The sequence below is a fragment of the Streptomyces sp. NPDC088246 genome (genome assembly GCF_044741025.1).
Classification (GTDB): domain Bacteria; phylum Actinomycetota; class Actinomycetes; order Streptomycetales; family Streptomycetaceae; genus Streptomyces.
The window spans coordinates 23,620-47,418 of record NZ_JBIURV010000046.1 but is presented as its reverse complement, the minus strand read 5'-3'; the positions used below and the strand labels follow the sequence as shown (position 1 = coordinate 47,418).

19 protein-coding genes and 1 tRNA gene are annotated in these 23,799 nt (G+C 69.6%); 10 read left to right on the top strand and 10 right to left on the bottom strand.

Annotated features, from left to right (window positions below):
- Window positions 1-202 precede the first annotated feature (202 nt).
- Window positions 203-334, top strand: a complete 132-nt coding sequence (locus ACIPEK_RS37515) for a hypothetical protein (RefSeq protein ID WP_402005795.1) — start codon at window positions 203-205, stop codon at window positions 332-334.
- 420 nt (window positions 335-754) lie between these two features.
- Here ACIPEK_RS37515 and ACIPEK_RS37510 read toward each other — a convergent pair.
- Together ACIPEK_RS37510 and ACIPEK_RS37505 are read right to left on the bottom strand one after the other, a co-directional pair.
- Window positions 755-827 (bottom strand) — tRNA-Arg (locus ACIPEK_RS37510).
- A gap of 264 nt (window positions 828-1,091) precedes the next feature.
- Window positions 1,092-3,167 (bottom strand): SpoIIE family protein phosphatase, encoded by a 2,076-nt coding sequence (locus tag ACIPEK_RS37505; protein WP_402005792.1) that lies wholly within the window; start codon window positions 3,165-3,167, stop codon window positions 1,092-1,094.
- Between the two features lie 372 nt (window positions 3,168-3,539).
- Here ACIPEK_RS37505 and ACIPEK_RS37500 point away from each other — a divergent pair, with 372 nt between their 5' ends.
- On the top strand, window positions 3,540-3,800 hold the full coding sequence (locus ACIPEK_RS37500) for a hypothetical protein (protein WP_402005789.1): 261 nt from the start codon (window positions 3,540-3,542) through the stop codon (window positions 3,798-3,800).
- A gap of 86 nt (window positions 3,801-3,886) precedes the next feature.
- Window positions 3,887-5,662 (top strand): class I adenylate-forming enzyme family protein, encoded by a 1,776-nt coding sequence (locus tag ACIPEK_RS37495; protein WP_402005786.1) that lies wholly within the window; start codon window positions 3,887-3,889, stop codon window positions 5,660-5,662.
- Window positions 5,663-5,755: 93 nt separating this feature from the next.
- Here the strand turns inward: ACIPEK_RS37495 and ACIPEK_RS37490 are convergent, their stop codons facing one another.
- Entirely contained in the window at window positions 5,756-7,033 is a 1,278-nt protein-coding gene (locus tag ACIPEK_RS37490) for a M6 family metalloprotease domain-containing protein (protein ID WP_402005783.1), read from the bottom strand.
- Between the two features lie 320 nt (window positions 7,034-7,353).
- Between ACIPEK_RS37490 and ACIPEK_RS37485 the strand changes: the two genes are divergently transcribed.
- Window positions 7,354-8,016, top strand: coding sequence for a TetR/AcrR family transcriptional regulator (locus ACIPEK_RS37485; RefSeq protein ID WP_383067247.1), 663 nt, complete (start codon window positions 7,354-7,356; stop codon window positions 8,014-8,016).
- 187 nt (window positions 8,017-8,203) lie between these two features.
- The gene (locus ACIPEK_RS37480; RefSeq protein WP_402005780.1) at window positions 8,204-9,736 is read left to right on the top strand and encodes an MFS transporter; all 1,533 of its coding nucleotides are present in this window, start codon (window positions 8,204-8,206) and stop codon (window positions 9,734-9,736) included.
- Window positions 9,737-9,846: 110 nt separating this feature from the next.
- Here the strand turns inward: ACIPEK_RS37480 and ACIPEK_RS37475 are convergent, their stop codons facing one another.
- Window positions 9,847-10,359, bottom strand: a complete 513-nt coding sequence (locus ACIPEK_RS37475; protein WP_402005777.1) for a MarR family winged helix-turn-helix transcriptional regulator — start codon at window positions 10,357-10,359, stop codon at window positions 9,847-9,849.
- Window positions 10,360-10,495: 136 nt separating this feature from the next.
- Between ACIPEK_RS37475 and ACIPEK_RS37470 the strand changes: the two genes are divergently transcribed.
- Window positions 10,496-11,278 (top strand): dioxygenase, encoded by a 783-nt coding sequence (locus ACIPEK_RS37470; protein WP_382952671.1) that lies wholly within the window; start codon window positions 10,496-10,498, stop codon window positions 11,276-11,278.
- Window positions 11,279-11,296: 18 nt separating this feature from the next.
- Here the strand turns inward: ACIPEK_RS37470 and ACIPEK_RS37465 are convergent, their stop codons facing one another.
- Together ACIPEK_RS37465 and ACIPEK_RS37460 are read right to left on the bottom strand one after the other, a co-directional pair.
- Entirely contained in the window at window positions 11,297-12,379 is a 1,083-nt protein-coding gene (locus ACIPEK_RS37465; RefSeq protein WP_402005774.1) for a questin oxidase family protein, read from the bottom strand.
- A 72-nt stretch (window positions 12,380-12,451) separates the two neighbouring features.
- Window positions 12,452-12,991 (bottom strand): GNAT family N-acetyltransferase, encoded by a 540-nt coding sequence (locus tag ACIPEK_RS37460; RefSeq protein ID WP_383067257.1) that lies wholly within the window; start codon window positions 12,989-12,991, stop codon window positions 12,452-12,454.
- Between the two features lie 148 nt (window positions 12,992-13,139).
- On the opposite strand from ACIPEK_RS37460, the gene ACIPEK_RS37455 reads away from it, so the two are divergent.
- Complete coding sequence (locus ACIPEK_RS37455; RefSeq protein WP_402005771.1) at window positions 13,140-14,138, top strand: RNA polymerase sigma factor RpoD/SigA; 999 nt, start codon at window positions 13,140-13,142, stop codon at window positions 14,136-14,138.
- A gap of 171 nt (window positions 14,139-14,309) precedes the next feature.
- Here ACIPEK_RS37455 and ACIPEK_RS37450 read toward each other — a convergent pair whose 3' ends face one another.
- On the bottom strand, window positions 14,310-15,272 hold the full coding sequence (locus tag ACIPEK_RS37450; RefSeq protein ID WP_402005768.1) for a helix-turn-helix transcriptional regulator: 963 nt from the start codon (window positions 15,270-15,272) through the stop codon (window positions 14,310-14,312).
- A 92-nt stretch (window positions 15,273-15,364) separates the two neighbouring features.
- On the opposite strand from ACIPEK_RS37450, the gene ACIPEK_RS37445 reads away from it, so the two are divergent.
- Window positions 15,365-16,918: an MFS transporter gene (locus ACIPEK_RS37445; RefSeq protein WP_402005766.1), complete on the top strand. Its 1,554-nt coding sequence runs from the start codon at window positions 15,365-15,367 to the stop codon at window positions 16,916-16,918.
- 89 nt (window positions 16,919-17,007) lie between these two features.
- Here the strand turns inward: ACIPEK_RS37445 and ACIPEK_RS37440 are convergent, their stop codons facing one another.
- The 3 genes from ACIPEK_RS37440 to ACIPEK_RS37430 form a co-directional block, all read right to left on the bottom strand.
- Window positions 17,008-17,772, bottom strand: coding sequence for a DUF6227 family protein (locus ACIPEK_RS37440; protein ID WP_402005765.1), 765 nt, complete (start codon window positions 17,770-17,772; stop codon window positions 17,008-17,010).
- A gap of 134 nt (window positions 17,773-17,906) precedes the next feature.
- Complete coding sequence (locus tag ACIPEK_RS37435; RefSeq protein ID WP_402005762.1) at window positions 17,907-19,067, bottom strand: P1 family peptidase; 1,161 nt, start codon at window positions 19,065-19,067, stop codon at window positions 17,907-17,909.
- A gap of 69 nt (window positions 19,068-19,136) precedes the next feature.
- Complete coding sequence (locus ACIPEK_RS37430; protein ID WP_402005804.1) at window positions 19,137-20,285, bottom strand: low temperature requirement protein A; 1,149 nt, start codon at window positions 20,283-20,285, stop codon at window positions 19,137-19,139.
- A 284-nt stretch (window positions 20,286-20,569) separates the two neighbouring features.
- On the opposite strand from ACIPEK_RS37430, the gene pflB reads away from it, so the two are divergent.
- Entirely contained in the window at window positions 20,570-22,828 is a 2,259-nt protein-coding gene (gene pflB / locus ACIPEK_RS37425; protein ID WP_402005759.1) for a formate C-acetyltransferase, read from the top strand.
- Window positions 22,829-22,961: 133 nt separating this feature from the next.
- Window positions 22,962-23,774 carry a pyruvate formate-lyase-activating protein gene (pflA, locus tag ACIPEK_RS37420; protein WP_402005756.1) on the top strand — a complete coding sequence of 271 codons (813 nt, stop codon included), beginning with the start codon at window positions 22,962-22,964 and terminating at the stop codon, window positions 23,772-23,774.
- Window positions 23,775-23,799: the final 25 nt, after the last annotated feature.

The window sequence follows — 23,799 nt, the reverse complement described above, 5'->3', positions numbered from 1 at the left end:
CCCGATCTCCAATCAAGATCAGGTTCGTATGGATGCCACGAAGTGAGTCAGATTTGATCCGCCGCCAGAGGGTCACGGTTCAAACGACGCCGACACACTGACCCGTTCCCCATGAACTGCCGGACCTGCTCGACACCGATGCACCTGCTGCTGACCATCGACAGCTCGGAATGGGACGGCGGCAGCGGCAGCTGGAAGCCACTTGGAAGAGCAGGACCTTCCCACGCACAGGTCCGCTACACCGACCGAGGTCACCGTGGGCCGCTGGGGCGAACTCAACATCTTCGCCTGCCCCGAAGAGCCCAGCCACCCGCACCGCTGGAGCATCCAGTAGGCCGCTCGGTCATGATCAGTGCACGTGTTGGAGGGAGTCCGTTTCCCCGGACCGCGTCGTCCGAGTGGCGCAGCTGTGGCTGACGGCCGAGTGCTGTCGTTTCTCGTGAACATCGAACGTGGCACAGTCCGGGTGCCTCCCAAACCACTGAGCAGCTGCTGCCCAAACCCGTGAACAAAGCCACCGAGGCCGCCGCCCGGCTCGTGCCGCGCGCACGAGCCACCTCTGGACACCGGGCCCGGGACGGACGCCCAGGCCGGCGAGGCCGACGAGTCCGTGCCGGATGATGGTGATCCGTTAGGAGATATTCGGGAGAGCAACTCCCCGTCCGCTCACGCAAACGGCCCCGGACGAGGGGTCTGAGGCCGAATAGAACGCCTCCCTGGGGGAGAAACCCCAGGTCAGCGGCGTAATGCGTTGTGCCCCCGGCAGGATTCGAACCTGCGACACCCGCTTTAGGAGAGCGGTGCTCTATCCCCTGAGCTACGAAGGCTGGGATCTGTCGAAAGATGTGTCTGAAGCCCGGCCCGAATGGGCGGTGGGTTGCAGGTCAGCTAGCCGACAGGGTTGTGGTGGTCCGGCCAGTGAAGGCTGGGCCACCGCGGACAGTGTAGCGGGTGGGATGCGGTTGGTACCTGGGGTTCTTGTTCGGCTGCGTCTGTGGCCGTGAGCCCGGCCCGAGTGGCGGAGGTGGAGCCGGGCAGGGGCGGTGGTGCGTGTGGGAGTCGGCCGGGTGGGCGGTGAGGGGGTGGGGGTGTCAGGGGCTCGGTCGGGGGCGGGCGATGAGTATGGCCACGTCGTCGTGATCGTCCGGGTCGCGCAGCGAGGCCAGGAGGCGGTCGCAGGTTTCTTCCAGGGAGCGGTCGGGGCCGTCGAGTACGCCGAGGAAGACGTTCAGGCGATCGTCGATGGTGTCGCGGCGTGTTTCGACCAAGCCATCGGTGTAGAGGACCAGTTGATCGCCGGGGCGCAGGGGGACGGTGGTCGTCTCGAAGGGGACGCCGCCGACACCGAGGGGTGCGCCGGGGGGCAGGTCGAGCAGTTCGGGGGGTTCGCCGGCGCGTGTCAGCGCGGGGGGCAGGTGTCCGGCCGCGGCGATGCGGCACTGGTTGTTGTGCGGGTCGTATTCGGCGTAGATGCAGGTGGCGATGTAGGGGTCCAGGCCGGCTGTGATCTTGTCGAGGTGTCGCAGCACCTGGGCGGGCGGGAGATCGAGCTCGGCCAGGGTCGCGGTGGCGGTGCGCAGGCGGCCCATCGTGGTGGCCGCATCGATGCCGCTGCCCATCACATCGCCCACCACGAGCGCGGTCCTGTCTCCGGAGAGGGGGATGACGTCGAACCAGTCGCCGCCGACCTCGGTCGAGGTTCCCGCGGGTTGGTAGCGAGTGGCGAGTTCCAGTCCCGCGGGCGGTGTCGGACACGGCAGCAGGCTGCGCTGGAGCTTCACCGCGATGTTGCGGACGCTCTGGTACAGGCGCGCATTGTCGAGGGACACCGCAGTCCGGCCGGCCAGCTCGCAGGCCAGGGTGGCGTCGTCCGCGTCGAAGGGGAGCGGATTGCGGCCGCGCATCAGGGTCAGGAGTCCGAACGTCCCGCGCTGGGCGGTCAGTGGTATCGCGAGATAGGAGTGGATGCCGGCACTGGCCAGGACGGCGGCGGCCCTGGCGTCGTGGGCGATGCGTGCCAGATCCCATTCGTCCACGTGAGCCACCATGATCGGTTGACCGGTACGCACGCATTGGGCGGGCAGCCGGTCGGCGTCATAGCTGACCAGGTGATCGGCCGTGCCGACAGCGGGGGCCACCTCCGTGAAGGAGGCGGTCTTCACAGCGAGGGTGCGAACGAGCGCCGGGCCGCTGCCGGGTGTCGCGGGGCGGCGATCGTCCAGGGCGGAGTCGAGTACGTCCACCACCGCGACGTCGGAGAGCTCGGGCACCACGACGTCGGCCAGCTCGCGGGCCGTCCGCTTGATGTCCAAGGTGGTGCCGATACGGGCAGAGCCCTCGGCGATCAGGGCCAGCCGCTGCCGGGCCTGGGCCGCCGCTGCGATCGCACCGTACCGGTCGGTGACTTCCACCACCGATGTGGCGACCCCCAGGACCTGACCGCCGGGGTCCTCCAGTCGGTAGACGGAAACGGACCAGGCGTGATCGTTGTCGGGGTCGGCCGGGGTGCGGCCGATGGTGTACTTGTCGACCTGGGGGCGTCCGGTCGCAAGCACTTCCCTGACTGCCGCCTCCGACGCGTCGACGCTGACGGAGGGCAGGACCTCGCGGAAACCCCGGCCGAGGTGCTCCTCGGCGGACAGACCATGCATCCGTTCCATCGTCGGATTGACGGCCACGTAACGCAGTTCGGTATCCAGGAGTTCCAGCCCGATCGGCGACTGGACGATCAGCTGCTTGGACAACGCCACGTCCCGTTCCATCTCACGCAGCGTCGACGCGTCTGTGGCGATGCCCAGCGCGTACAAGTCCCCCTGCTCGTCCGGCAGTCGCGTGCAACGGAATTCCACCGGCCGCGTACTGCCGTCCCTGTGCCGGGCGGGAAGGACCCCGGCCCAGCCCTCGCCGGTCTCCCTCATCCGCTCGCATTCGCCGGCCACCAGGTCCATGTACTGCTCAGGGATCAGTAGCCGCGTCGCGTGCCGACCCAGTGCCTCCTGCGCGGCGTGGCCGAACAGCTCCTGTGCCTGCGGGCTCCACAATGCGATCTGCCCGGAGGCGTTCAGCCCCACCACCGCCACGCCGAGTGCGTCCAGCAACCCGCTCGGCCGCTCCGGCAGGGGGCCCGACGAGTCGCTGTCGGCACCGAAAGTTACGGCCTCACTCATCCCGGGCGCCCCTTCCTCCTGCCGACGCGACGCGCTGGTGACGCCGGCCCTGCGAGGCTGGATGATTCCCGTGTCTCCTGGTCCTTCCATGGTCTCCTGCGGTGGCTGGTGACGCATTGCGTCGACTGGGGCAACCGCAATGAAATGGTCAATGAAGGGTGAAGTCGGTGGAGGAGGGCATCGGCTGGAGGGGGTGGGCGAGGGGGACCCCTGCGTGGGGACGATGTTCTCGGCGACATCGCCGCGGGCTCGGCACGCGCTGATGTGGGAGGTCACGTCGTCGGCCGAGCTGCCTGCGAAGGCCCGCGAGCGGGGGGTGCGCATTGCTGTCAGGACTGTGGAAGCGGCACGGCCTGATCTTCGGTGCCGGGGGTGCTGTGCATCCTGGTGAACAAGCAGGGCCTGGGCCCTCTCTGGTACACCGGCGTCGCGCTGCTCGCCATTGGCGGGCTCATGCGCTGGACCCTGGCGCGCAGCCGGCGCCCGTCCGGGGAACGGTCGCCGGTGCCGGCCCAGGTGCCCGTGGCCGGGCGCTGGACGGTGCTCAATGGCCCCGGCACCTTCGGCTCCCCCTCCGACTGGACGAGCGGGCAGGTCACGTGTGCCCCGCGCAACCTCCCCGTGGGCTGGTGAGGCGGGGCGGGACGGTTGTCTTGACGAGGGGCGGGGGCGGGCATACCGTCGCGAATGTACTGAGCAAGCGCTTAGAGAGGTCGTTCGTGCCGCACACCGACCCGACCCCCGCCACCCCCGACCCGGACGCCCAGGCATCGGCCGCTGCCGCAGAGGCCGCGGCCGCGGAGGCTGTCGCTCGTATCGAAGCCGCGCTCACCGGTCCGGGAGCCCCGTTCGCCGTGGTGCGGGTGGAGGACGGGGTGCATGCGGGCTCGCTCGTGTACGCGGACGGGCCCAGGACGCTCCGTGAGTTCGTGGAGACCACCTGGGCCTTCGGGGACCGGCCGTTCCTGATCGCGGGGGAGCGCAGCTGCTCCTACGCCGAGTTCTTCGCCGCCGCGTCCGCGCTGGCGTGCCGGATGGCCGGGGCGTACGGGCTCCGCCGGGGTGACCGGGCCGTTGTCGCGATGCGTAACCACCCGGAGTGGCAGATCGCCTTCTGGGCCGCGCAGCTGGCCGGTCTCGTCGCCGTGCCGCTCAATGCCTGGTGGACCGAGGACGAGTTCACCTACGCACTGGACGACTCCGAGCCGCGGGTGCTCCTGGTGGACGGCGAGAGGCTGCCGAAGGTCGCCGGGTGGGCGGCGGAGAACGGGGCGCGCGTGGTCGTCTTCCACGCGGAGGGGGCGGTTCCGGACGGCGTCGAGCGGTACGAGGACCTGTCCGCGCCCGATCCGCTCGCCGCGCCCCCCGAGGTCGAGATCCGGCCCGAGGACGACGCGACGATCATCTACACCTCCGGCACCACCGGCCGGCCCAAGGGCGCGGTCGCCACGCATCTCGCCCAGGTGGGGGCCGCACTCAACCCGCGCTACCACGCGGCAGCCTCCATGCTCGGGCGCGGGATCATCCCGGGGCAGGGGCCCGCCCCGGTGTCGCTGCTGACGTTCCCGTTCTTCCATGTCGCCGCGTTCACCGGTTTCTACGCGGCCATGGCGGCGGGCGGCACGCTTGTCCTGATGCGGAAGTGGGACGCCGAGGACGCGCTGCGGCTGATCCGTGAGCACCACGTCACGCACTACGCGGGCGTCCCGGCGACCGCGCTCCAGTTGCTCGCCGCGGCCGAGCACGCGGGTGACGGCCTGGAGAGCCTCCAGATGCTGAACACCGGCGGGGCCGCCGCCCCGCCCGACCTCGTCGCGCAGCTGACCGCCCGCCACGGCGACCGGATCGAGCCCCGCAACGGCTACGGCCTGACCGAGACCAGCGGTGGTGTCCTGGCGAACTTCGGCGCCGAATACAGGCTCCATCCCGGCAGCGTCGGCCGTCCGACGCCCACCACCGAGGTGCGGATCGCCGGTCCTGCGGGCGAGGCGCTGCCCGAGGGCGAGGTCGGTGAGCTGTGGCTGCGCGGCCAGTCCCTGGTCCGCGGCTACTGGCGGGACGAGGCGGCGACCGCGCAGGCGTTCACCGACGGCTGGTTCCGGACCGGTGATCTCGCGGTGGTGCACGAGGGGCGGGTCGGTGTCGTCGACCGGATCAAGGACATGGTGATCCGGGGCGGGGAGAACGTGTACTGCGTGGAGGTCGAGGCGGCGCTGCACGACCATCCGGACGTCGAGGACGCGGCGGTGCTGGGGGTGGCGCACCCGGTCCTGGGTGAGGAGGTCGCCGCCGTCGTCCGGCTGCGGTCCGGTGCCACGGTCACGGTCGAGGAGCTGCGGGCGCATGTCGGGCGGAGTCTGGCCGCGTTCAAGGTGCCGGCCCATGTGCTCGTACGCGATGAACCGCTGCCCCGGAATCCGACCGGGAAGATCCTCAAGCGGGAGTTGCGCGGGCCTGTCGAGGCCGAGGTGCGGCGGGCGGTCGGGGGCGAGTGATCGCGGGCGGTCGGACGAATGGACTCCGGTGGGCGGGCGAGGGTGATCACGGGCGGTCGGGGCGAGTGATCATTGCGGTCAGGGGCATTGTGGTCAGGGGCGGGTGATCCGGACGCGGTAGTTCCCCTTGTCGTCTTTGCCGATCACGGATATGCGTATCCCACTGGCCCGGTCGGTGAAGGTCTCGCCCGGCTCGTAGGGGGCGTCGGAGAGCTCGGCGTGCACATTGGGCAGCCGGGTGCAGCCGTTGCTGTCCTTGGTGCTGTCCGCCACGGACACCGGTCCTTGACCGGTGTCGACGTCCGAGCTCACCTTGTAGATCAGCACACCGGGCCGGCAGACCGCCTGGTCGTTCCCCGCCCGGGTCCGTACCTCCACCGCGTAGCCGGACTCACTGCTCAGCGGTATGAACGCCAGCTTCGTGCCGCCCTTGGTGGCCAGCGGTTCCAGGACGTGGTCGCTGGTGCCGGGCTTGGAGGCGCAGCTGATCTGCTTGTTGTCCAGCCAGCCGAGCTTCCATTTGTGCCAGCCCAGCAGATCGTTGTTGACCCCCCAGTCCTCGGACATGATGTCCCAGTGCCCCACCGAGCCGCCTCCGTCCAGGGTGTAGAGGTCGGGAAGCCCGAAGATATGGCCGTTCTCGTGCGGCAGGACGCGGTATCCGGTCTGTGCGTACGACCCGGAGCCGTCGTCCTGGCGGCTGTAGATGAAGGACGCGTTGGTGAGCGGGACGCCGTCCGCGCGCGGGGCGTCGTCATTGCCGGAGAACGTCACGGACAGGACGGTGTCCAGGGCGGAGGGCCCGGCGTTCGGGGTGACCAGGATGTTGACCAGGTCGTACGTGCTGAAGTCGACCTTCGGGTCGGCTGCGGCGACTATGTCCTCGGCGAGGCGGTGGTAGCCCGGCTCGTACGGTGATCCGCGGCCTATCCCGTACTCCGAGAAGGGCAGTGGCATCCGCAGCCAGGACTTCACGGGAGCGTCGGGGATGTAGGTGAGCCGCCCGTACGAAGCGGTCCGGAACCACTTGGTGGTCTGCGGGAAGAATTCGGCGTACCGGTCCATCGCCGGCTCGGGGCCCGGCGCGTCCGGGAAGTCGATCATCAGGTTGAGGGCGTGAATCCTGCCCGTGGAGCGGGCGTAGCCCGCCGGAGTCGGTATGCCTTCCGACATCTGTACGCCCATCGTCACCGGTATCCGGCACGGGACGATCCCCGCCGTACGGGCCGTGGCCACCGGGCCGGCCGAGGCCCGGCCGGGTATCGGGAGATTGCTGCTGGCCGTGGTCGTTGCGGCAATGACCAGTACTGTTGCCGAGCCGAGAGCGATCGGGTGACGGTGCCTGCGTATCCGGTGGCGGGTCTTCTGCATATAGGCGCCTCGGGGTCCGCGGCAGCCGGCCGACCCCGACTGCCCTCTGCGGATCAGCCTGTGACGGGTGGTGCGGCACCGCTCGTTGGGTGCGCCGATCGGTTGGTTTTCCCGTTCTGGGGGTGTGGCTCAGGTCACATTGTGCTGGGAAATAACCGGGGATCCTTTCCCCGTTTAGACCTGTGTCCTCGCGAAAACGGGGAGGCGGTCCCCGGTTATGGGAAGGGGGCGCCATGAAGAACGAAGAGCGTCGCAGTGACCAACAGCGTCGTAATGAGAGCCGGAAGAGCCGCAAGAGCCGGAAGGCAGGGACAGCCGTCGTGGATACCGTCACCCGAACCGCCACGGGAGCAGCGCAGCCCCGGACGACCCGTCCGCGGGCCGACGCGCTGCGCAACCGGGAGCGGATCGTGACGGCCGCACGCGAGATGTTCGTCGAGTTCGGGCCGGATGTGCCGCTCGACGAGGTCGCCCGCCGCGCCGGCGTCGGCAACGCCACGCTCTACCGGAACTTCCCCGACCGGGCCGCGCTGACGCACGAGGTCGTGCTCGCGGTCACCTCCCGCACCACCGACCGTGCGGAGGAGGCGACGGCCGAAGAGGCCGATCCCTTCGCCGCGCTCAGCCGCTTCGTGCACGCGGCGGCCGACGAACGGATCGGGGCGCTGTGTCCGATGCTGTCCGGCGGCTTCGACAAGGACCATCCCGAATTGCTCGCCGAGCGTCGGCGCCTCGAAGAGGCCGTCGAAGGGCTCGTGGCGCGCGCCATGTCCGCGGGGCGCCTGCGTACCGACATCGCCGTCGGTGACGTGCTGGTCGCCCTCTCCCAGCTCACCCGGCCACTGCCCGGCACCGGTTGCCTGGACATCGACCGGTTCACCCACCGTCATCTACAGCTGTTCCTGGACGGGCTGGAGGCTCCGGCCCGGTCGCAACTGCCCGGAACGGCTGCGACCTTGGAGGACCTGCGGCGCCGGCCGTGACGCCCGCACCGGGCCCCTGAACCGGGTGCCCGGTGGCGCGCCCGCCACGCCTTGACCATCCCTTCCCTTTCACCGCGCCCCCTTTCGCCGGCGGTCGTCTCGCCGACCGTCCTCGACCGACTGCCCGTTCACCGACCTCTCGGTTCACGACTTCGCGCGCCGTGCGCGTCCTTAGGTGGATACCTCCATGTCAAAAACAGCTGATATACGACTCCCGGACCCCAGTCGCTGGAAAGCGCTGGCGTTCATCGCCCTTGCGCAGCTGATGGTCGTGCTCGATGCCACGATCGTGAACATCGCGCTGCCGCACGCCCAGACGGCCCTGGGTATTTCCGATGCCAACAAGCAGTGGGTCATCACGGCCTATGCCCTCGCCTTCGGCGGCCTCCTGCTCTTCGGGGGCCGGATCGCCGACCTCTGGGGCCGCAAGCGGACCTTTGTCGTCGGCCTGATCGGCTTCGCACTGGCCTCCGCGCTCGGTGGTGCGGCGCAGAACCAGGGCATGCTCTTCGGTTCGCGCGCGCTCCAGGGTGTCTTCGGCGCGCTGCTCGCCCCCGCGGCCCTGTCGCTGCTCGCCGTGATGTTCACCGATGCCAAGGAGCGCGCCAAGGCGTTCGGTATCTACGGTGCGATCGCCGGTGGCGGTGGCGCGGTCGGCCTGATCCTCGGCGGCTTCCTCACCCAGGCGCTGAACTGGCGCTGGACGTTCTTCGTCAACATCCCGTTCGCGATCGTCGCGGCCGCGGGTGCGTACTTCGTGATCCGTGAGCCGGCCGGCAGCCGTAACCGCTCGTCGCTCGACATCCCGGGCGTCGTCCTGTCCGCGCTGGGTCTGGTCTCCCTGGTGTACGGATTCACCCGCGCCGAGTCCGCCGGCTGGTCGGACGCGCTGACCATCGGCATGTTCGTCGCGTCCGGTGTGCTGCTCCTGGCATTCGTCCTGACCGAGACCCGGGTCAAGTCGCCGCTGCTGCCGCTGCGCGTCGTGCTGGACCGCAACCGCGGTGGCATCTACCTCTCGCTGGGTCTGGCCATCATCGCGATGTTCGGGCTGTTCCTCTTCCTGACGTACTACCTGCAGGTCGTGAAGGGCTACTCGCCGATCAGGACGGGCTTCGCCTTCCTCCCGATGATCGCGGGCATGATCACCGGCTCGACGCAGATCGGTGCCCGGCTGATGACCCGGGTTCCGGCGCGCAAGCTCATGGGCCCCGGCTTCCTGACCGCTGCCGTCGGCATGCTGCTGCTGACGCAGCTGGAGATCGGCTCCTCCTACACCACGCTCATCCTGCCCGCGCAGCTCCTGCTGGGGCTGGGCATGGGTACGGCGTTCATGCCGGCCATGTCGCTGGCCACGCACGGTGTCGAGCCGAGGGACTCGGGTGTCGCCTCCGCGATGGTCAACACCTCGCAGCAGGTGGGCGGCGCGATCGGTACGGCGCTGCTGAACACCATTGCCGCGTCGGCCGCGACGGCGTACGCCACCTCGCACGCCGCACTCGGCGCCACCGACCCGGAGCTGCTGAAGCTCCAGTCGATGGTGCACGGCTTCACCGGTGCCATCTGGTGGGCCGTCGGCATCCTGGTGGTGGCCTCCGCGATCGCGGTGACCTTCATCAACGCCGGGCGTCCCTCGATGACCGCGGCGACCGGAACCTCCGGTTCGGGTGACGCCGACGGTGTCGAGGACGAGGTCAAGGTCCCGGTCGTCGCCCATTGAGGACTGAACACGGACGCGGGTCGCGTAACGCGTGACGTGAAGTGATGTGAACGCGGCTCTGCCCCGGTTCCGTTCGACGGAACCGGGGCAGAGCCGCGTTCGACGACCGCTCAGCGCAGCCAGGGCAGGTCCGCGTCCGTGCCTTCCGGCTGCAGTCCGGTGGCGACGACCTGCATGATCTCGCCGAGCGAGCGCATCTGCTCGGGTGTGAGCCGGTCGAACATCGCCTGGCGCACGGCGCTGACATGGCCCGGCGCGGACCGCCGGAGCATCTCGTAGCCCTCGTCGGTGAGGACCGCGTTCTGGCCGCGCTTGTCGGACGGGCAGTCCTCGCGGCGCACCCAGCCGCTCTTCTCCAGCCGCGCGACGGCATGCGAGAGCCGGGAGCGGGTGATCTTGGCGTCCTTGGCGAGCTCGGTCATCCGCTTCCGGCGACGGGGCGCCTGGGAGAGCTGGACGAGCAGTCCGTAATAGATGTGCGGCATACCGGCATCGCGCTGCAGCTGGCGGTCGAGGTGGTCCTCCATGAGCGTGGTGGCGTGCAGATACGCACGCCAGACGCTCTGCTCTTCGTCGGAGAGCCAGCGGGGCTCGCCAGGGGGTGCCGTGGTCATGTACTCCACTGTACGACCTTTTCTTGAAAGTTTAACTAGATAGAGCTAAGGTCTCCGGAGGTAGGAGCTTGAAGATTAAAGAACCCTTCCTTTTCAAAGAGACCTGTAAAAGACTTACCTCGATCAACAGCGGATGGGGAGTGCCATGACTGTCACCGCGGAGCGCATGCCCGCCCTCTATCTCTCCCACGGCGCACCGCCGCTGGCCGACGACCCGGTCTGGCCCGGCGAACTGGCCGCCTGGTCCGCGCAGTTGCCCCGCCCCCGCGCGATCCTGATGGTCTCCGCGCACTGGGAGGAGGCCCCGCTCGCCCTCGGTGCGACGGAGGCCGTCCCGCTCGTCTACGACTTCTGGGGCTTCCCCGAGCACTACTACCAGGTGCAGTACGCCGCCCCGGGCGCCCCGGCGCTGGCGGAGAACGTACGCAAACTGCTGCGCGGAGCCGGTACGCCGGTCCAGGACATCCCGGACCGCGGGCTCGATCACGGGGCGTACGTCCCGCTGGTCGAGATGTTCCCCGGTGCCGACATCCCCGTACTCCAGATCTCCATGCCGACGCTGGACCCGCAGAAGCTGATGGACATCGGGCGCAAGCTCGCACCGCTGCGCGACGAGGGTGTCCTGATCGTCGGCAGCGGCTTCTTCACCCACAACCTGGCCGCCCTGCGGCATGCGGGCGGCGGTACCCCCGGCTGGTCGGCGGAGTTCGACGACTGGGGGAACCGGGCGCTCCAGGCGCGGGACATCGACGCGCTGCTGGACTTCGAGCGCAAGTCCCCGGCCGGCCGGCTGGCCCACCCGCGCACCGAGCACTTCGCGCCGCTCTTCGTGACGCTCGGCGCCTCGGAGGGCGAGCTGGACCGGGGCCGCAGCGTCATCGACGGTTTCTGGATGGGACTCGCGAAGCGGTCGGTGCAGTTCGGCTGAGCTCTGTCCAAGGTCCTGTCACAGGGCCGGCGGGTTCAGCTCGATCGAGCGGAGTGCGGCGGCGAGGGCCGTCGCGTCGCCGATGTCCAGTGCGGTGTCCGTGAACTTGATGGTGTGATCGTCGCCGTGCGCCGCCGCCCGTGCGAAGAGCTCCTCGGCGGACGCTGTCGCCGGTGTGTAGGGGGCCGGCTCGGCCGGGCCGTACGCGGCGGTGACTGCGGCGCTCGCCGCCCAGGCGGCCTCCAGGCTCGGCACCCACAGCGCGCGGGGGAGCGCGGGCAGCGTGCGCAGCACGGCATTGGGTGCGGTCGCGGCATGCACCAGCATGATCGGTTCGCCGTGCCCGTGCGTGGCATAGCGGTGGGTCGCGGCCCGCACCAGTTCCTGCAGCCGGGCCCGCGCCTCGTCCGGGTCGTCGGTGAACCGCTGCGGCCACACCGGGAACGCGGTGAGCTGTGCCAGCCGGTCCCGGATACCGCCGCTCTGCTCGGGCACCGGCGGTACGGCGTCCAGCGCGGCCGCGGCGCTCGGTGCGGGCGCCAGTGGTGTCAGCGTGGCAAGCGGCTGGTGGCGGGCGGCCCAGTAGCCGAGGCCGTGGGCGAGCTCGGTGATCCGGGGCGCGCTCGCCTCGCCGGCGAGCAGAGTGCGTACGGAGTGGCCGACCCGGATCACGGGGTGGGTGGCGCCCGCCGCGATGCCGGGCAGCAGCCGTGGCCACCACTCGGTCAGGACGTCCCGCCAGGGGCGCCCGGCCGTCTCCCGCTCGAAGTACACAGTCCAGTCCGCGATCCGGCGCGGGTCGCCCAGGGCCTCGCGCCAGTTCTCCGCGGTCACCCGGGACGCGGTGTCCGGCATGTCCTCCAGCTTGTGGCTGTAGTGGTCGAGCCACCGGTGGACGGCCGGTGCCTGACCGTGCCGGACCAGCGCCTCGACGGCCATCGGGCCGTGATTGCTCAGCCAGCCGTTCCGTTCGGGGCCCGCGGTGTGGAGACGTTCCAGCGCCTCGTCGAGCGTGCCCGTGGTGTCGTCGGTGGCGCGGGTGGTGGTGTCAGGTGTGCCATTCGGGCTGGTTGTGCCGTCGCTGCTCGTTGTGTCGCTCATACGGCAGCACGCTAGGCGCGGCGCCCGTGGTGCGTAACGGGCCGTGGACCTAGGCCGCGACCGGGCCGGGCCCTAGGACTGTGGCCCCAGCCGCTTCTCGTACCAGGCCACGTCCCAGTACGTGCCGAACTTCCGGCCCACCTCGGCGTACGTACCGACATGGCGGAAACCGAAGCGCTCGTGCAGCCGGGCCGAGGCGTCGTTGGGCTGGGTGATGCCCGCGTACGCGCGATGCAGGTCCTCGCCGGCGAGCGCCTCGAACAGGGACGAGTAGAGGAGCGTGCCGATGCCTCGGCCGGTGGCCCACGGGGCGCAGTACACGCTCACCTCGACCGAGGTCGCGTATGCCGCCTTGGGACGGAAAGCGCTGCTGGTGGCGTACCCCAGGATCGAGGCGGGGCCGACAATGCGGACATCCTGAGCAACCTGAAGACGGTGCGGGCCGTCTTCAGGATGGGAACGAAGCCACGGCAGCCGCTGTTCGGGTGTAAAGGGGGCCGTATCGAATGTGAGCGCGGTCTCACGTACGTAATGGTTGTAGATGTCCGTGAGCGCCACCAAATCACCTTCGGTGCCCGGCCTGACCTGCACTTCTGTCTGGATGCTCGGCATGTGCAATCCCTTCGCGGCGGCACAGGGTACTGCATGATCACGAAAATGAATGCCAGGCATGGGAATTCTGTCCGGATTCCAGTCGTTGTTTCCATCGGATGCAGGGCACCCGAGAGGGTGTCGCGACCTACTCAGCAAGGGAGCACGCATGGCAACCCGTGCCGTCGCCCGTCGTTCGTCCGCCACCGGCGGGACCAGCCGGGCAAGCAGTGTTCGCGCCTCGGGCGGAGAGATCGCCGATCGCGACCTGGTCGGCATGTACCTGGACGAGATCGCGCGTACGCCGTTGCTCGATGCCGCAAAGGAGGTCGAGCTGTCGCAAACCGTCGAGGCGGGTGTTTACTCACGGCAGATTCTCGACGGCGCGGTGGAGAGCGAAGCCGGTGGAGCCACGCGCGAGGAGCTGGAGGCGCTGGTCGCCGAGGGCGAGCGCGCCAAGGACATATTCATCCGTTCCAACCTCCGGCTCGTCGTTGCCGTCGCCCGCCGCTATCCGCGGGCCGGGCTGCCCCTGCTCGACCTGATCCAGGAGGGCAATGCGGGTCTGGTGCGCGCGGTCGAGAAGTTCGACTACGCCAAGGGCTTCAAGTTCTCCACGTATGCGACGTGGTGGATCCGTCAGGCCATCACCCGGTCCATAGCCGACCAGTCCCGTACGATCCGGCTCCCCGTCCACCTGGTGGAGGAGCTCGGCCGGATCCGGCGGGTGCAGCGTGAGTTCAACCGTGAGCACGGGCGGGAGCCGGAGCACACGGAGATAGCTGCCGAGCTGGACTCCACGCCGGAGCGCGTGGGCGACGTCCTGGACTGGGCCCGTGACCCGGTCAGCCTCAACATGTCCGTGGACGACGAGGGCGAGACGCAGTTCGGTGACCTGCTGGAGGACACCTCCGCGGTGTCGCCCGAGCAGTCGGTGATGACGCTGCTGCGCAGCGAGGAGCTGGAGGACCTGATCGGCAAGCTCGACAACCGCACCGCATCGATCATCCGTATGCGGTACGGCATCGAGGACGGCCGTGAGCGGACCCTCACCGAGGTGGGCAAGCAGCACGGGCTGACCCGTGAGCGGATCCGCCAGATCGAGAAGCACGCGCTGCTCGAACTGAAGCGAATGGCCCACGACACGGGTTTTGACGCTGCGGCGTGAGCCTTCGTCCAGTAACCTCCGAAATAGGTCGCTTCGTGTGACCCCCTGAACCGAGTCCCGGCGCCCACCCCCCCCTGGCGCCGGGGCTCATTCTTTTTGCGCGCTCGGTGGAGGCAGACCTTCTGCGCGTTCGGTGGCGGCCGGGTCGGCCGTCGTTCGGGCGGCGACGTGTCAGTGTGCTGTCGCGCGGGTCAGCCGGGCGCCCAGACGACTCAGGTACTCCACCAGCTGTGGTGGCTCGTGTGCGGTGAACTCGCAGTCCACCAGCGCCAGTCGGAGCGCCACCCACTCCAGCGAGTCCGAAAGGACCGCCCGCAGCCGGCAGCTGTTCTCGCTGGTCCGCTCCAACGGGCCGATCGAGGCCGGCAGCCGCGCGGACACGAAGTCCGCCGGGGCCGCGAAGCTCACATCGACCGCCAGCTCCGGCTGCCGCCGGGCGATGGAGCTGCTGAGGAACTCCGCCGCATCACCCGTAGGCAGCTCGCGCGGTGTGAACCGGGCCCCGGTCGCGAACGGCTCGCTGACCCGGTCGACCCGGAACGTACGCCAGTCCTCGCGCCCCAGGTCGTACGCGACGAGATACCAGCGCCACCCCGTGCTCACCAGCCGGTACGGCTCGGCCTGCCGCTTCGTCTCGGCGCCGTCGCCCGCCCGGTAGGCGAACCGCAGTCGCTCCCGCCCGGTGACCGCCGCCGCCATCACCGTCAGTGTGTGCGGATCGATGGTCGAGCCGTCGCCCCGGGTCAGCGGCATCGTCGCGTTCTGCAGGGTCGACACCCGGTGCCGCAGCCGCGACGGCAGCACCTGCTCCAGCTTCGCCAGCGCCCGTACGGACGCCTCGTCCACCCCCTCGATGGCATGCCCGGCCCCCGCCCGCAGGCCCACCGCGATGGCCACCGCCTCCTCGTCGTCGAGGAGCAGCGGCGGCATCGCGGTGCCCGCGACGAGCCGGTAGCCGCCCACCGATCCGCGCGAGGCCTCGACCGGGTAGCCGAGCTCGCGGAGTCGGTCGATGTCGCGACGGATGGTGCGCGGGCTGACGTCGAGCCGCTCGGCGAGCTCGCTGCCCGGCCACTCGCGGGGCGTCTGGAGGAGCGACAACAGATTCAGCAGTCGTGCCGGGGTGTCGGTCATGGGCTCAGCCTCGTGCCGGGGTGTCGGTCATCTCATCAGGATGCCCGGCCATTGGGTCATGATCTGACCTAGTGGCTGTTTAGCTTCCTCATATGACTTCTTCCTCATCTCTGTCGTCCACGGCATCCGGGCCCACGGTGTCCTCGGACCCGTCGGACCGGCGACGCTGGTTCGCGCTCGCCATCGTGATGACCGCGGCATTCATGGACCTGGTCGACGTCACGATCGTCAATATCGCCATTCCGAGCATCCGCGAGGACACCGGCGCCTCGTTCAGCTCGATCCAGTGGATCACCGCCGGCTACTCCCTGGCCTTCGCGGCCGGTCTGATCACCGGCGGCCGGCTGGGCGACATCTACGGCCGCAAGCGGCTGTTCCTCATAGGTATCGCCGGCTTCACCGTGGCCTCCGCGCTCTGCGGCTTCGCCGCCAACCCGGAAATGCTGGTCGCCTCCCGCATCCTCCAGGGCGGCACCGCCGCGCTGATGGTCCCGCAGGTGCTGTCGATCGTGCACGCCACCTTCCCGGCGCACGAGCGCGGCAAGGTCTTCGGCCTCTTCGGCGCGATCGTCGGTCTCGGTGCCGTGCTGGGGCCGCTGCTGGGCGCGCTGCTCACCGAGTGGAACATCGCCGGTCTCGAATGGCGGCCGATCTTCCTGATCAACCTGCCCGTCGGCATCGCGGGCCTGATCCTCGGCCGGAAGTTCATCACCGAGTCCAAGGCCCCGAAGGCGCTCCGGCTCGACCTGGTCGGCGTCGCCCTGGTGACCCTGGGGATGCTGATGCTGATCTACCCGCTGACCCGTGGGCATGAGCTGGGCTGGCCGCTGTGGGGCCACGTATCGATGGTCGGCAGCCTGCTGGTGTTCCTGGTTCTGGTGTTGTTCGAGCGGGCGAAGGCGCGCAAGGACGGTTCGCCGCTCGTCGAACTGTCGCTGTTCCGGGTCAAGAGCTTCGCGGCGGGCATCGCCGTGCAGCTGACCTTCGGCATCGGGCTCGGCATCTTCTTCCTGGTCTGGACGCTCTACATGCAGATGGGCCTCGGCTGGAGCGCGCTGCGGGCCGGCACGACCGGTATCCCGTTCTCGATCGCCGTGTCGTTCGCCGCCGGGATCTCCGTACAGAAGCTGGTGCCCCGCTTCGGCCGCAAGGTCCTCCAGACGGGCGCGCTGCTGATGATCGTCGGCCTGCTCCTCTACATCTGGGAGTCCGACCGGTACGGCATGGGCATCACGTCCTGGCAGATGGCGCTGCCGCTGGTGGTCATGGGCATCGGGATGGGCCTGATCGTGGCGCCGCTGACGGACGCGGTGCTCTCCGAGGTGCCCAAGGAGCACTCCGGTTCGGCCTCCGGGCTGATCAACACCGTGCAGCAGATGGGCAATGCGCTCGGGCTCGGACTGGTCTCGGTCGTCTTCCTCGGCGCGATCGGTGACCGGCTGGCGCCGCAGGAGGTGGGCCCGGCGTTCGCGGAGGCGTTCCAGCACTCGCTGTGGTGTGTCGCCGGGGTGCTCGCGGTGATCTTCCTGGTGATGTTCGCGCTGCCCGCGCGGCAGCGGCAGCACGTGGAGGGAGGCGACGAGGGTATGGACACCGTTGCCGAGCCCGAGGTCGAGCTCGGCAAGGAGCCCGCGCTGACGCCGTGATGACCTGAAGCGCGACGGTGCCCGCACCCCTCGGGGGTGCGGGCACCTGCGTGTGCGGGGAAGGACATGGGCCCACGCCCTCCCCATGGTCAGCAGATGCGTGTGCGGCTCTCCATGGCTCCGCGCGCGGCGTCCTCGTCGCCGTACACCTCGCACATGTGGCGGCCGTCCGGCGTGGCCGTGTGCTCGACCTCCCACAGGCTCGTCTCGCTGCCGTCGAGGAGCAGGAAGGCGTGCTCGTAGAGCGTGAATCCGGCGTCCCGCCCGTCCACCTGGCACTGCCGGCCGAAGACCTGGGTGATGTGGTGGGCGAAGGCGGCGCGCAGCAGCCGGGCGGTCTCCTCGCCGGGGCCGTCGCTGTTCTCCGCGCGGCGCAGGACGCGGCGGGCGTGGTCGGCGGAATTGTCCGGGGCGTACATCCGGGGCAGCGGGACCGGGGGAGCCGCCATCAGAACCGTGAGTATCTCCAGGTCGGCATGCGGCCCGTCGTCCCCGAACGACGGGACCTCACCGAAGCCGCCGGTCAGCCGGGCAGCGGCGATATGGATATCGGCCTCGTCGTCGTAGAGCTCGTGGTGCCGGAGGTCGGGCTCCGTCCCCGGGCCCCTCGTGCTCCGCGGACCTCCGTGCACCAGCTCCCACAGGGTGAAGGGGGTGCCGTCGGACAGCAGATACGTATGCCGGTAGGTCTCGCGGTGAAGTACGGAACTGTGGTGCGAGGAGTGCAGGGAACTGCTGTGGGCGAGTGCGGTACCGAGTCTCTCGACCGTGCTGTCGGGCAGGTCGAAAGAGTTGAGTGCCCGTCGCAGGAGTCGCTCGAGGTGCTGCTCGGTTGTCTCGTACGGATCGCTCAAGGTGCTGTCTCCAGGCCGTCGCCGCGTGTTACTTGGTGCGTGCTTAACGTAGTCCCTGGGTCCGACATCGTGACCGGGGTTCAGGAAAACGTATGACACACGCAGATGGTTCCTGGCGGTTCGTCCGAACTTCCTTACCCGGGAGGCGAGTCGGGGTCCGGGTGGCTGTGCGGCGACGGTCGTGAGGGGCGCCCGTGTGCGCCGTAGAGATCGCTGTACGCGGGAAAGCTGCCGCCGCCGGGGCGGCCGTTGACGCTCCGAGCGGCGCGGACGGCCTTCACGATGGCACGGGTCAGGGCGTCCGCACCGGCCGCCAGCAGGTCGTTGAGCGCGATCGGGTTCTGCGGATCCAGCGGCCGGGCGCCGGTGGCCAGCGTGAAAACCGTGTCGCCGTCGGTCAGCAGATGCACGGGGCGGACGGCGCGCGCCAGTCCGTCGTGCGCCGTACCCGCGAGCTTCTGCGCCTGGGCCCGGGTGAGACCGGCGTCCGTGGCGACGACGGCGAGCGTGGTGTTGAGCGGGGGGCGCGCGTTCGCCTCCCGTGCCTGGGCCAGGCGCTGCTGCGCCGCCCGGTGGACCTCGGGCGCGGGGTACACCGGCGGTTTTGCGGCGCCGTACTCCCCGTACAGCACTCCGGTACGCGGATCGACGACCGAGCCTGCCGCGTTCACCACGACGAGTGCGCCCACCGTGATTCCGGACGCCAGCCGCACGCTCGCCGTGCCCACCCCGCCCTTGAACTGCCCGGCGACCGCGCCCGTACCGGCGCCGACACCTCCCTCGACGACCGGCGCCCCCGGCTCCGTACCGGCCGCGTCCTCCACTGCCGCGCGGCCGGTCGAGGCGTCCGGGCGGGCCCGCCAGTCACCGCCCCGCCCCAGGTCGAAGATGCATGCGGCGGGGACCACCGGCACCACTTGCGCCGGATCGGGGCCGACCCGCACCCCGCGCCCCTGTTCCTCCAGCCAGGCCATCACGCCGGACGCCGCGTCCAGGCCGTACGCGCTGCCGCCCGTCAGGACGACGGCATCCACGCGCTGCACCAGATTGCGCGGATCGAGCGCGTCCGTCTCCCGGGTGCCGGGGCCGCCGCCGCGTACGTCGACGGCCGCGATCGCACCGCCCTCGGGGGCGAGGACCACGGTGGTGCCGCTCAGTGCGCCCGCGCCCGCCACCTGCGCATGGCCGACGCGCAGCCCGGCGACATCGGTCAGCGCGTCGAGCGGCCCTGACGATAAGGGCGATGTGCGCTGTGGTGCTGAGTACTCTGCCGGCTCCCGTGGTTCTTCCGTCATTGCGTGCTCCTCACTGGATTCACCACTTACGACGTGCCACTCGCCACTCATCGCGTACCGCCCATGTGCTCATCCCGTCACAGCGGGCCGCCGGGACAGTGCCACCCCCACGGCCACCGTCACCGCCGCCACCAGGCCGGCCGCGAGCACCGCCCACTCCCCGGCGAACGTACAGGCCAGGATGGCCAGCGCGGCCACGGGGAGCGGCAGTTGCTCCGCGAGATCGCGTGTGAAGTGGCGGGCGTGCAGCGCCCACACCGTCAGCAGGAAAAGTGCGGAGGGCACGGTCACCGCGGCGGCCGCCACCGTGTCCGAGACATGGGCCTTGCCCACGGCCCCCTCCACCGCGACCTCGAGGCCCGAGCCGATTGCGGCCGCGGAGCCGAAGATCAGGTAGTGCCCGTATCCCCAGACGAACGCTTCCCTGCTGCCGCGGAGGTAGTCATGGATCGGCACGGTGAAATAGATCCACCAGGCGGAGAAGACGATCAGCAGCCCGCCCGCGGCGATCGGCAGCAGCTCGCCGAACGCCTGGTGCTCGTCCACCGCCTTCTGGACCGCGACCGTGGCCGCCGCGATCGTCTCGCCCAGCACGATGATCGTGAACAGGCCGTACCGTTCGCCGATATGGCGCGGATGCCAGCTCGTCGGGCGGTCGCGCTCGGCGATCGCCGGAACGGACATCTCGGCGAGCGCGAGCACGACGAAGACCGCGGCACGCGCTGCGCCCGTGTTGTCGGTCAGCAGCAGCATGCCGATCCAGCCCAGCTGCACCACGGTGATCCCGACGGCGTACCGCAGTGCGACGCGCCGCTCGGCGCCCCGGGTGCAGTACGCGGCGCGCAGCCACTGGCTGGTGAGGGCGAGCCGCATCACGACGTAGCCGACGACGCCGACTGTCCAGTCGCCCGCGTCGAAGGCGCGCGGCACCCCGGAGGCGAAGATGAGTACACCGGTGATCTGGACGAACGTGACCACGCGGTACAGCGGGTCGTCGGTGTCGTAGGCCGAGGCGAACCAGGTGAAGTTGACCCAGGCCCACCAGATCGCGAAGAAGACAGCCGCGTAGCTGACGATTCCGGTGGCGGCGTGGCCCTCGGTGACGGCATGCAGCAGCCGCCCGCCGGCCTGCGCCACGGCGACGACGAAGCAGAGGTCGAAGAAGAGTTCCAGCGGGGTCGAAGCGCGATGTCTCTCGGCGCGGCTGCGGGCAGTCATTCCGGGCATGGGGACCAGCACACCAGACGAGGACCGGCGGCGTCCGGGGGGACGCGCCCCGGACGCGGGTCGGGAAAAACTTGTGAAAGCATTCACAAGCGAACGAGGGTCCAAAGTCCTGGGAGAAACCACAGGTCAGCACGGCTGTGTCGGACCGGGTCCGATATCTGACGGGACCTTGGGCCCTTCGACGGGGACCATTGCGGGCCCGGGACTGCGGAAATCGGGAGTGCAATGGACGCAGCGGCAATGAGGCGCACGGACGATCTCGGAAGGTGCGGGCCATGACGGCGACTGCGGCAGAGGCGACGACGGACAATGGGGCCTGGGACGGCTTCAGGGGCGGGCTGTGGCGCGACGCGATCGACGTCCGTGACTTCGTCCAGCAGAACTACACCCCGTACGAGGGCGACAGCTCCTTCCTCGCCGGCCCCACTGCCCGGACCACCGCGGTCTGGGAGAAGCTCCTTTCGATGTTCCCGGACGAGATCGCCCGCGGCATCCACGACGTGGACGCGAAGACTCCGTCCCGGATCGATGCCTTCGAGCCGGGTTGCATCGACGCCGACCGCGAGCTGATCGTCGGGCTCCAGACCGATGCCCCGCTCAAGCGCGCCATCATGCCGAACGGGGGCTGGCGGATGGTCGAGGGTGCTCTGAGCGCGTACGGCTACGAGGCCGACCCCGAGGTCAGGGAGATCTACACCCGTCTCCGCAAGACCCACAACGAGGGCGTCTTCGACGCGTACACACCCGAGATCCGGGCCTGCCGCTCCTGCGGCATCATCACCGGACTGCCGGACGCCTACGGCCGCGGCCGCATCATCGGCGACTACCGCCGCGTCGCCCTCTACGGCGTCGACCGGCTGATCGCCGCCAAGGAGGCCGACAGGGCCGCCCTCGGTGAGCAGTGGCCGACCGAGCACGTCATCAGGGACCGTGAGGAGACCGCCGAGCAGATCAAGGCCCTGAACGAGCTCAAGACGATGGCGATGTCGTACGGCCACGACATCTCCGGGCCCGCCCGCACCGGTCGTGAGGCCGTGCAGTGGCTGTACTTCGGCTACCTCGGTGCCGTGAAGGAGCAGAACGGCGCGGCCATGTCGATCGGCCGCATCGACAACTTCCTCGACATCTACCTCCAGCGCGACATCGAGCGCGGACTCATCACGGAGGAGCGGGCACAGGAGTTCATCGACGACTTCGTCATCAAGCTCCGTATCGTCCGCTTCCTGCGCACCCCGGAGTACAACGAGCTGTACTCCGGCGACCCGACCTGGGTCACCTGGTCGATGGCCGGCATCGGTGAGGACGGCCGCCCGCTCGTCTCCCGTACGACCTTCCGGGCCCTGCAGACCCTCTACAACCTGGGCCCGGCCCCCGAGCCGAACCTCACGGTCTTCTGGTCGCAGCGACTGCCCGCCGGATTCAAGGAGTTCGCCTCGAAGGTCGCCATCGACACCTCGGCGCTCCAGTTCGAGTCGGACGAGCTGATGCGCCCGAAGTACGGCGACGACACGGCGATCGCCTGTTGCGTCTCCGCGATGGCGGTGGGCAAGCAGATGCAGTTCTTCGGCGCCCGTGTGAACGTCGCCAAGGCGCTGCTGTACGCGATCAACGGCGGCCGTGACGAGAGGACGGGCAAGCTCGTGGTGAGCGGCTTCGAGCCGGTCACCGACGAGTACCTCGACCACGCGACCGTCGCCGAGCGGTACGACGCGATGCTCGACTGGCTGGCCAGGACGTATGTGCACGCGCTCAATGTCATCCACTACATGCATGACAAGTACGCGTACGAGCGCCTGGAGATGGCCCTCCACGACCAGGAGATCCTGCGCACCATGGCCTGCGGCATCGCAGGTCTGTCGGTCGCCGCCGACTCGCTCTCCGCCATCAAGCACGCCCGGGTCAGGGTGATCCGGGACGAGACGGGTCTCGCGACGGACTACGAGATCGAGGGCGACTACCCTGCGTACGGCAACAACGACGACCGTGCCGACGCCATCGCCCGCGGCATCGTCCACGACTTCATGGAGAAGGTCCGCAAGCACCCGACGTACCGGGGCGCGGTGCACACCCAGTCGGTGCTGACCATCACCTCCAACGTCGTCTACGGCAGGAAGACCGGCAATACCCCGGACGGCCGCCGCTCCGGCGCCCCGTTCGCCCCGGGTGCCAACCCGATGAACGGACGCGACGAGCACGGCTACATCGCCTCCGCACTGTCGGTCGCCAAGCTGCCGTACGACGACGCCGAGGACGGCATCTCGCTGACCAACACCATCACGCCGGACGCACTCGGCCGCACCCCCGAGGAGCGGATCCGGAACCTCGCCGGCGTGCTCGACGGATTCATGGCGAGCGGCGGCTTCCATATGAATGTCAACGTGCTCGACAAGGCGACTCTCGAGGACGCCATGGAGCACCCGGAGCACTACCCGCAGCTGACCATCCGGGTCTCCGGATACGCGGTCAACTTCGTGCGGCTGACCCGCGAGCAGCAGCTCGACGTCATCAACCGCACCTTCCACGGCTCGCTCTGATCCTCCCCGATCGTTCCGAGCCCCCTGAACCGCGCGGCGTCGGGAGCCCGTCCCCCGCAGGACCCCGGCGCCGCGCGCTCCGCACCCGTCGCACCCGGCCACCGAACGCCCCGGCCGCACAGGAGGCCCTGCCATGGCCACACTCCTCGACAACATCGACAACATCGACAACATCGGCACCTCCGTCACTCCTGCGGGTGCGGCCACCCGTCGGCCGGTCTCCGGAGCGGTCCACTCCTGGGACCTGTCGACGGGCGTCGACGGCCCCGGCACCCGCTTCGTCACCTTCCTGGCCGGCTGTCCACTGACTTGCCTCTACTGCCACAACGTCGACACCCTGCGGATGCGCAGCGGCACCCGGATGTCGGCGGACGACCTCGTCGCCGAAGCGGGCAAGTACACGACGTTCATCCGGGCTGCGGGCGGCGGTGCCACCATCAGCGGCGGCGAACCACTGCTGCAGCCGGTCTTCGCCGGTGAGCTCTTCCACCGCTTCAAGCACGGGCTGGGGCTGCACACCGCCCTGGACACCTCCGGCTTCCTGGGCGCCCGCGCCACCGACGCCCTGCTGCGCGACGTCGATCTGGTCCTGCTCGACATCAAGTCCTGGGACCGAGCCACGTACCGCAAGGTCACCGGCCGACCGCTGGAGCCGACCCTGGACTTCGCCCGCCGCCTCGCCGACCTCGGTAAAGAGGTGCACGTCCGCTTCGTACTGGTGCCGGGACTGACCGACGACCCGGCCAACGTCGACGGTGTCGCCTCCTTCGCCGCCTCCCTCGGCAATGTCTCCCGTGTCGATGTCCTCCCCTTCCACAAGCTCGGCGAGGCGAAGTGGCAGGCGCTGGGCAAGCCCTTCACCCTGCACGACACCCCGTCACCCACCCCCGAGCAGGCCGCCTCGGCCCGCGAGATCTTCACGTCCCACGGACTGTGGGCCGTCTGACGCACTGCGAGCCGTCCGACGGGTT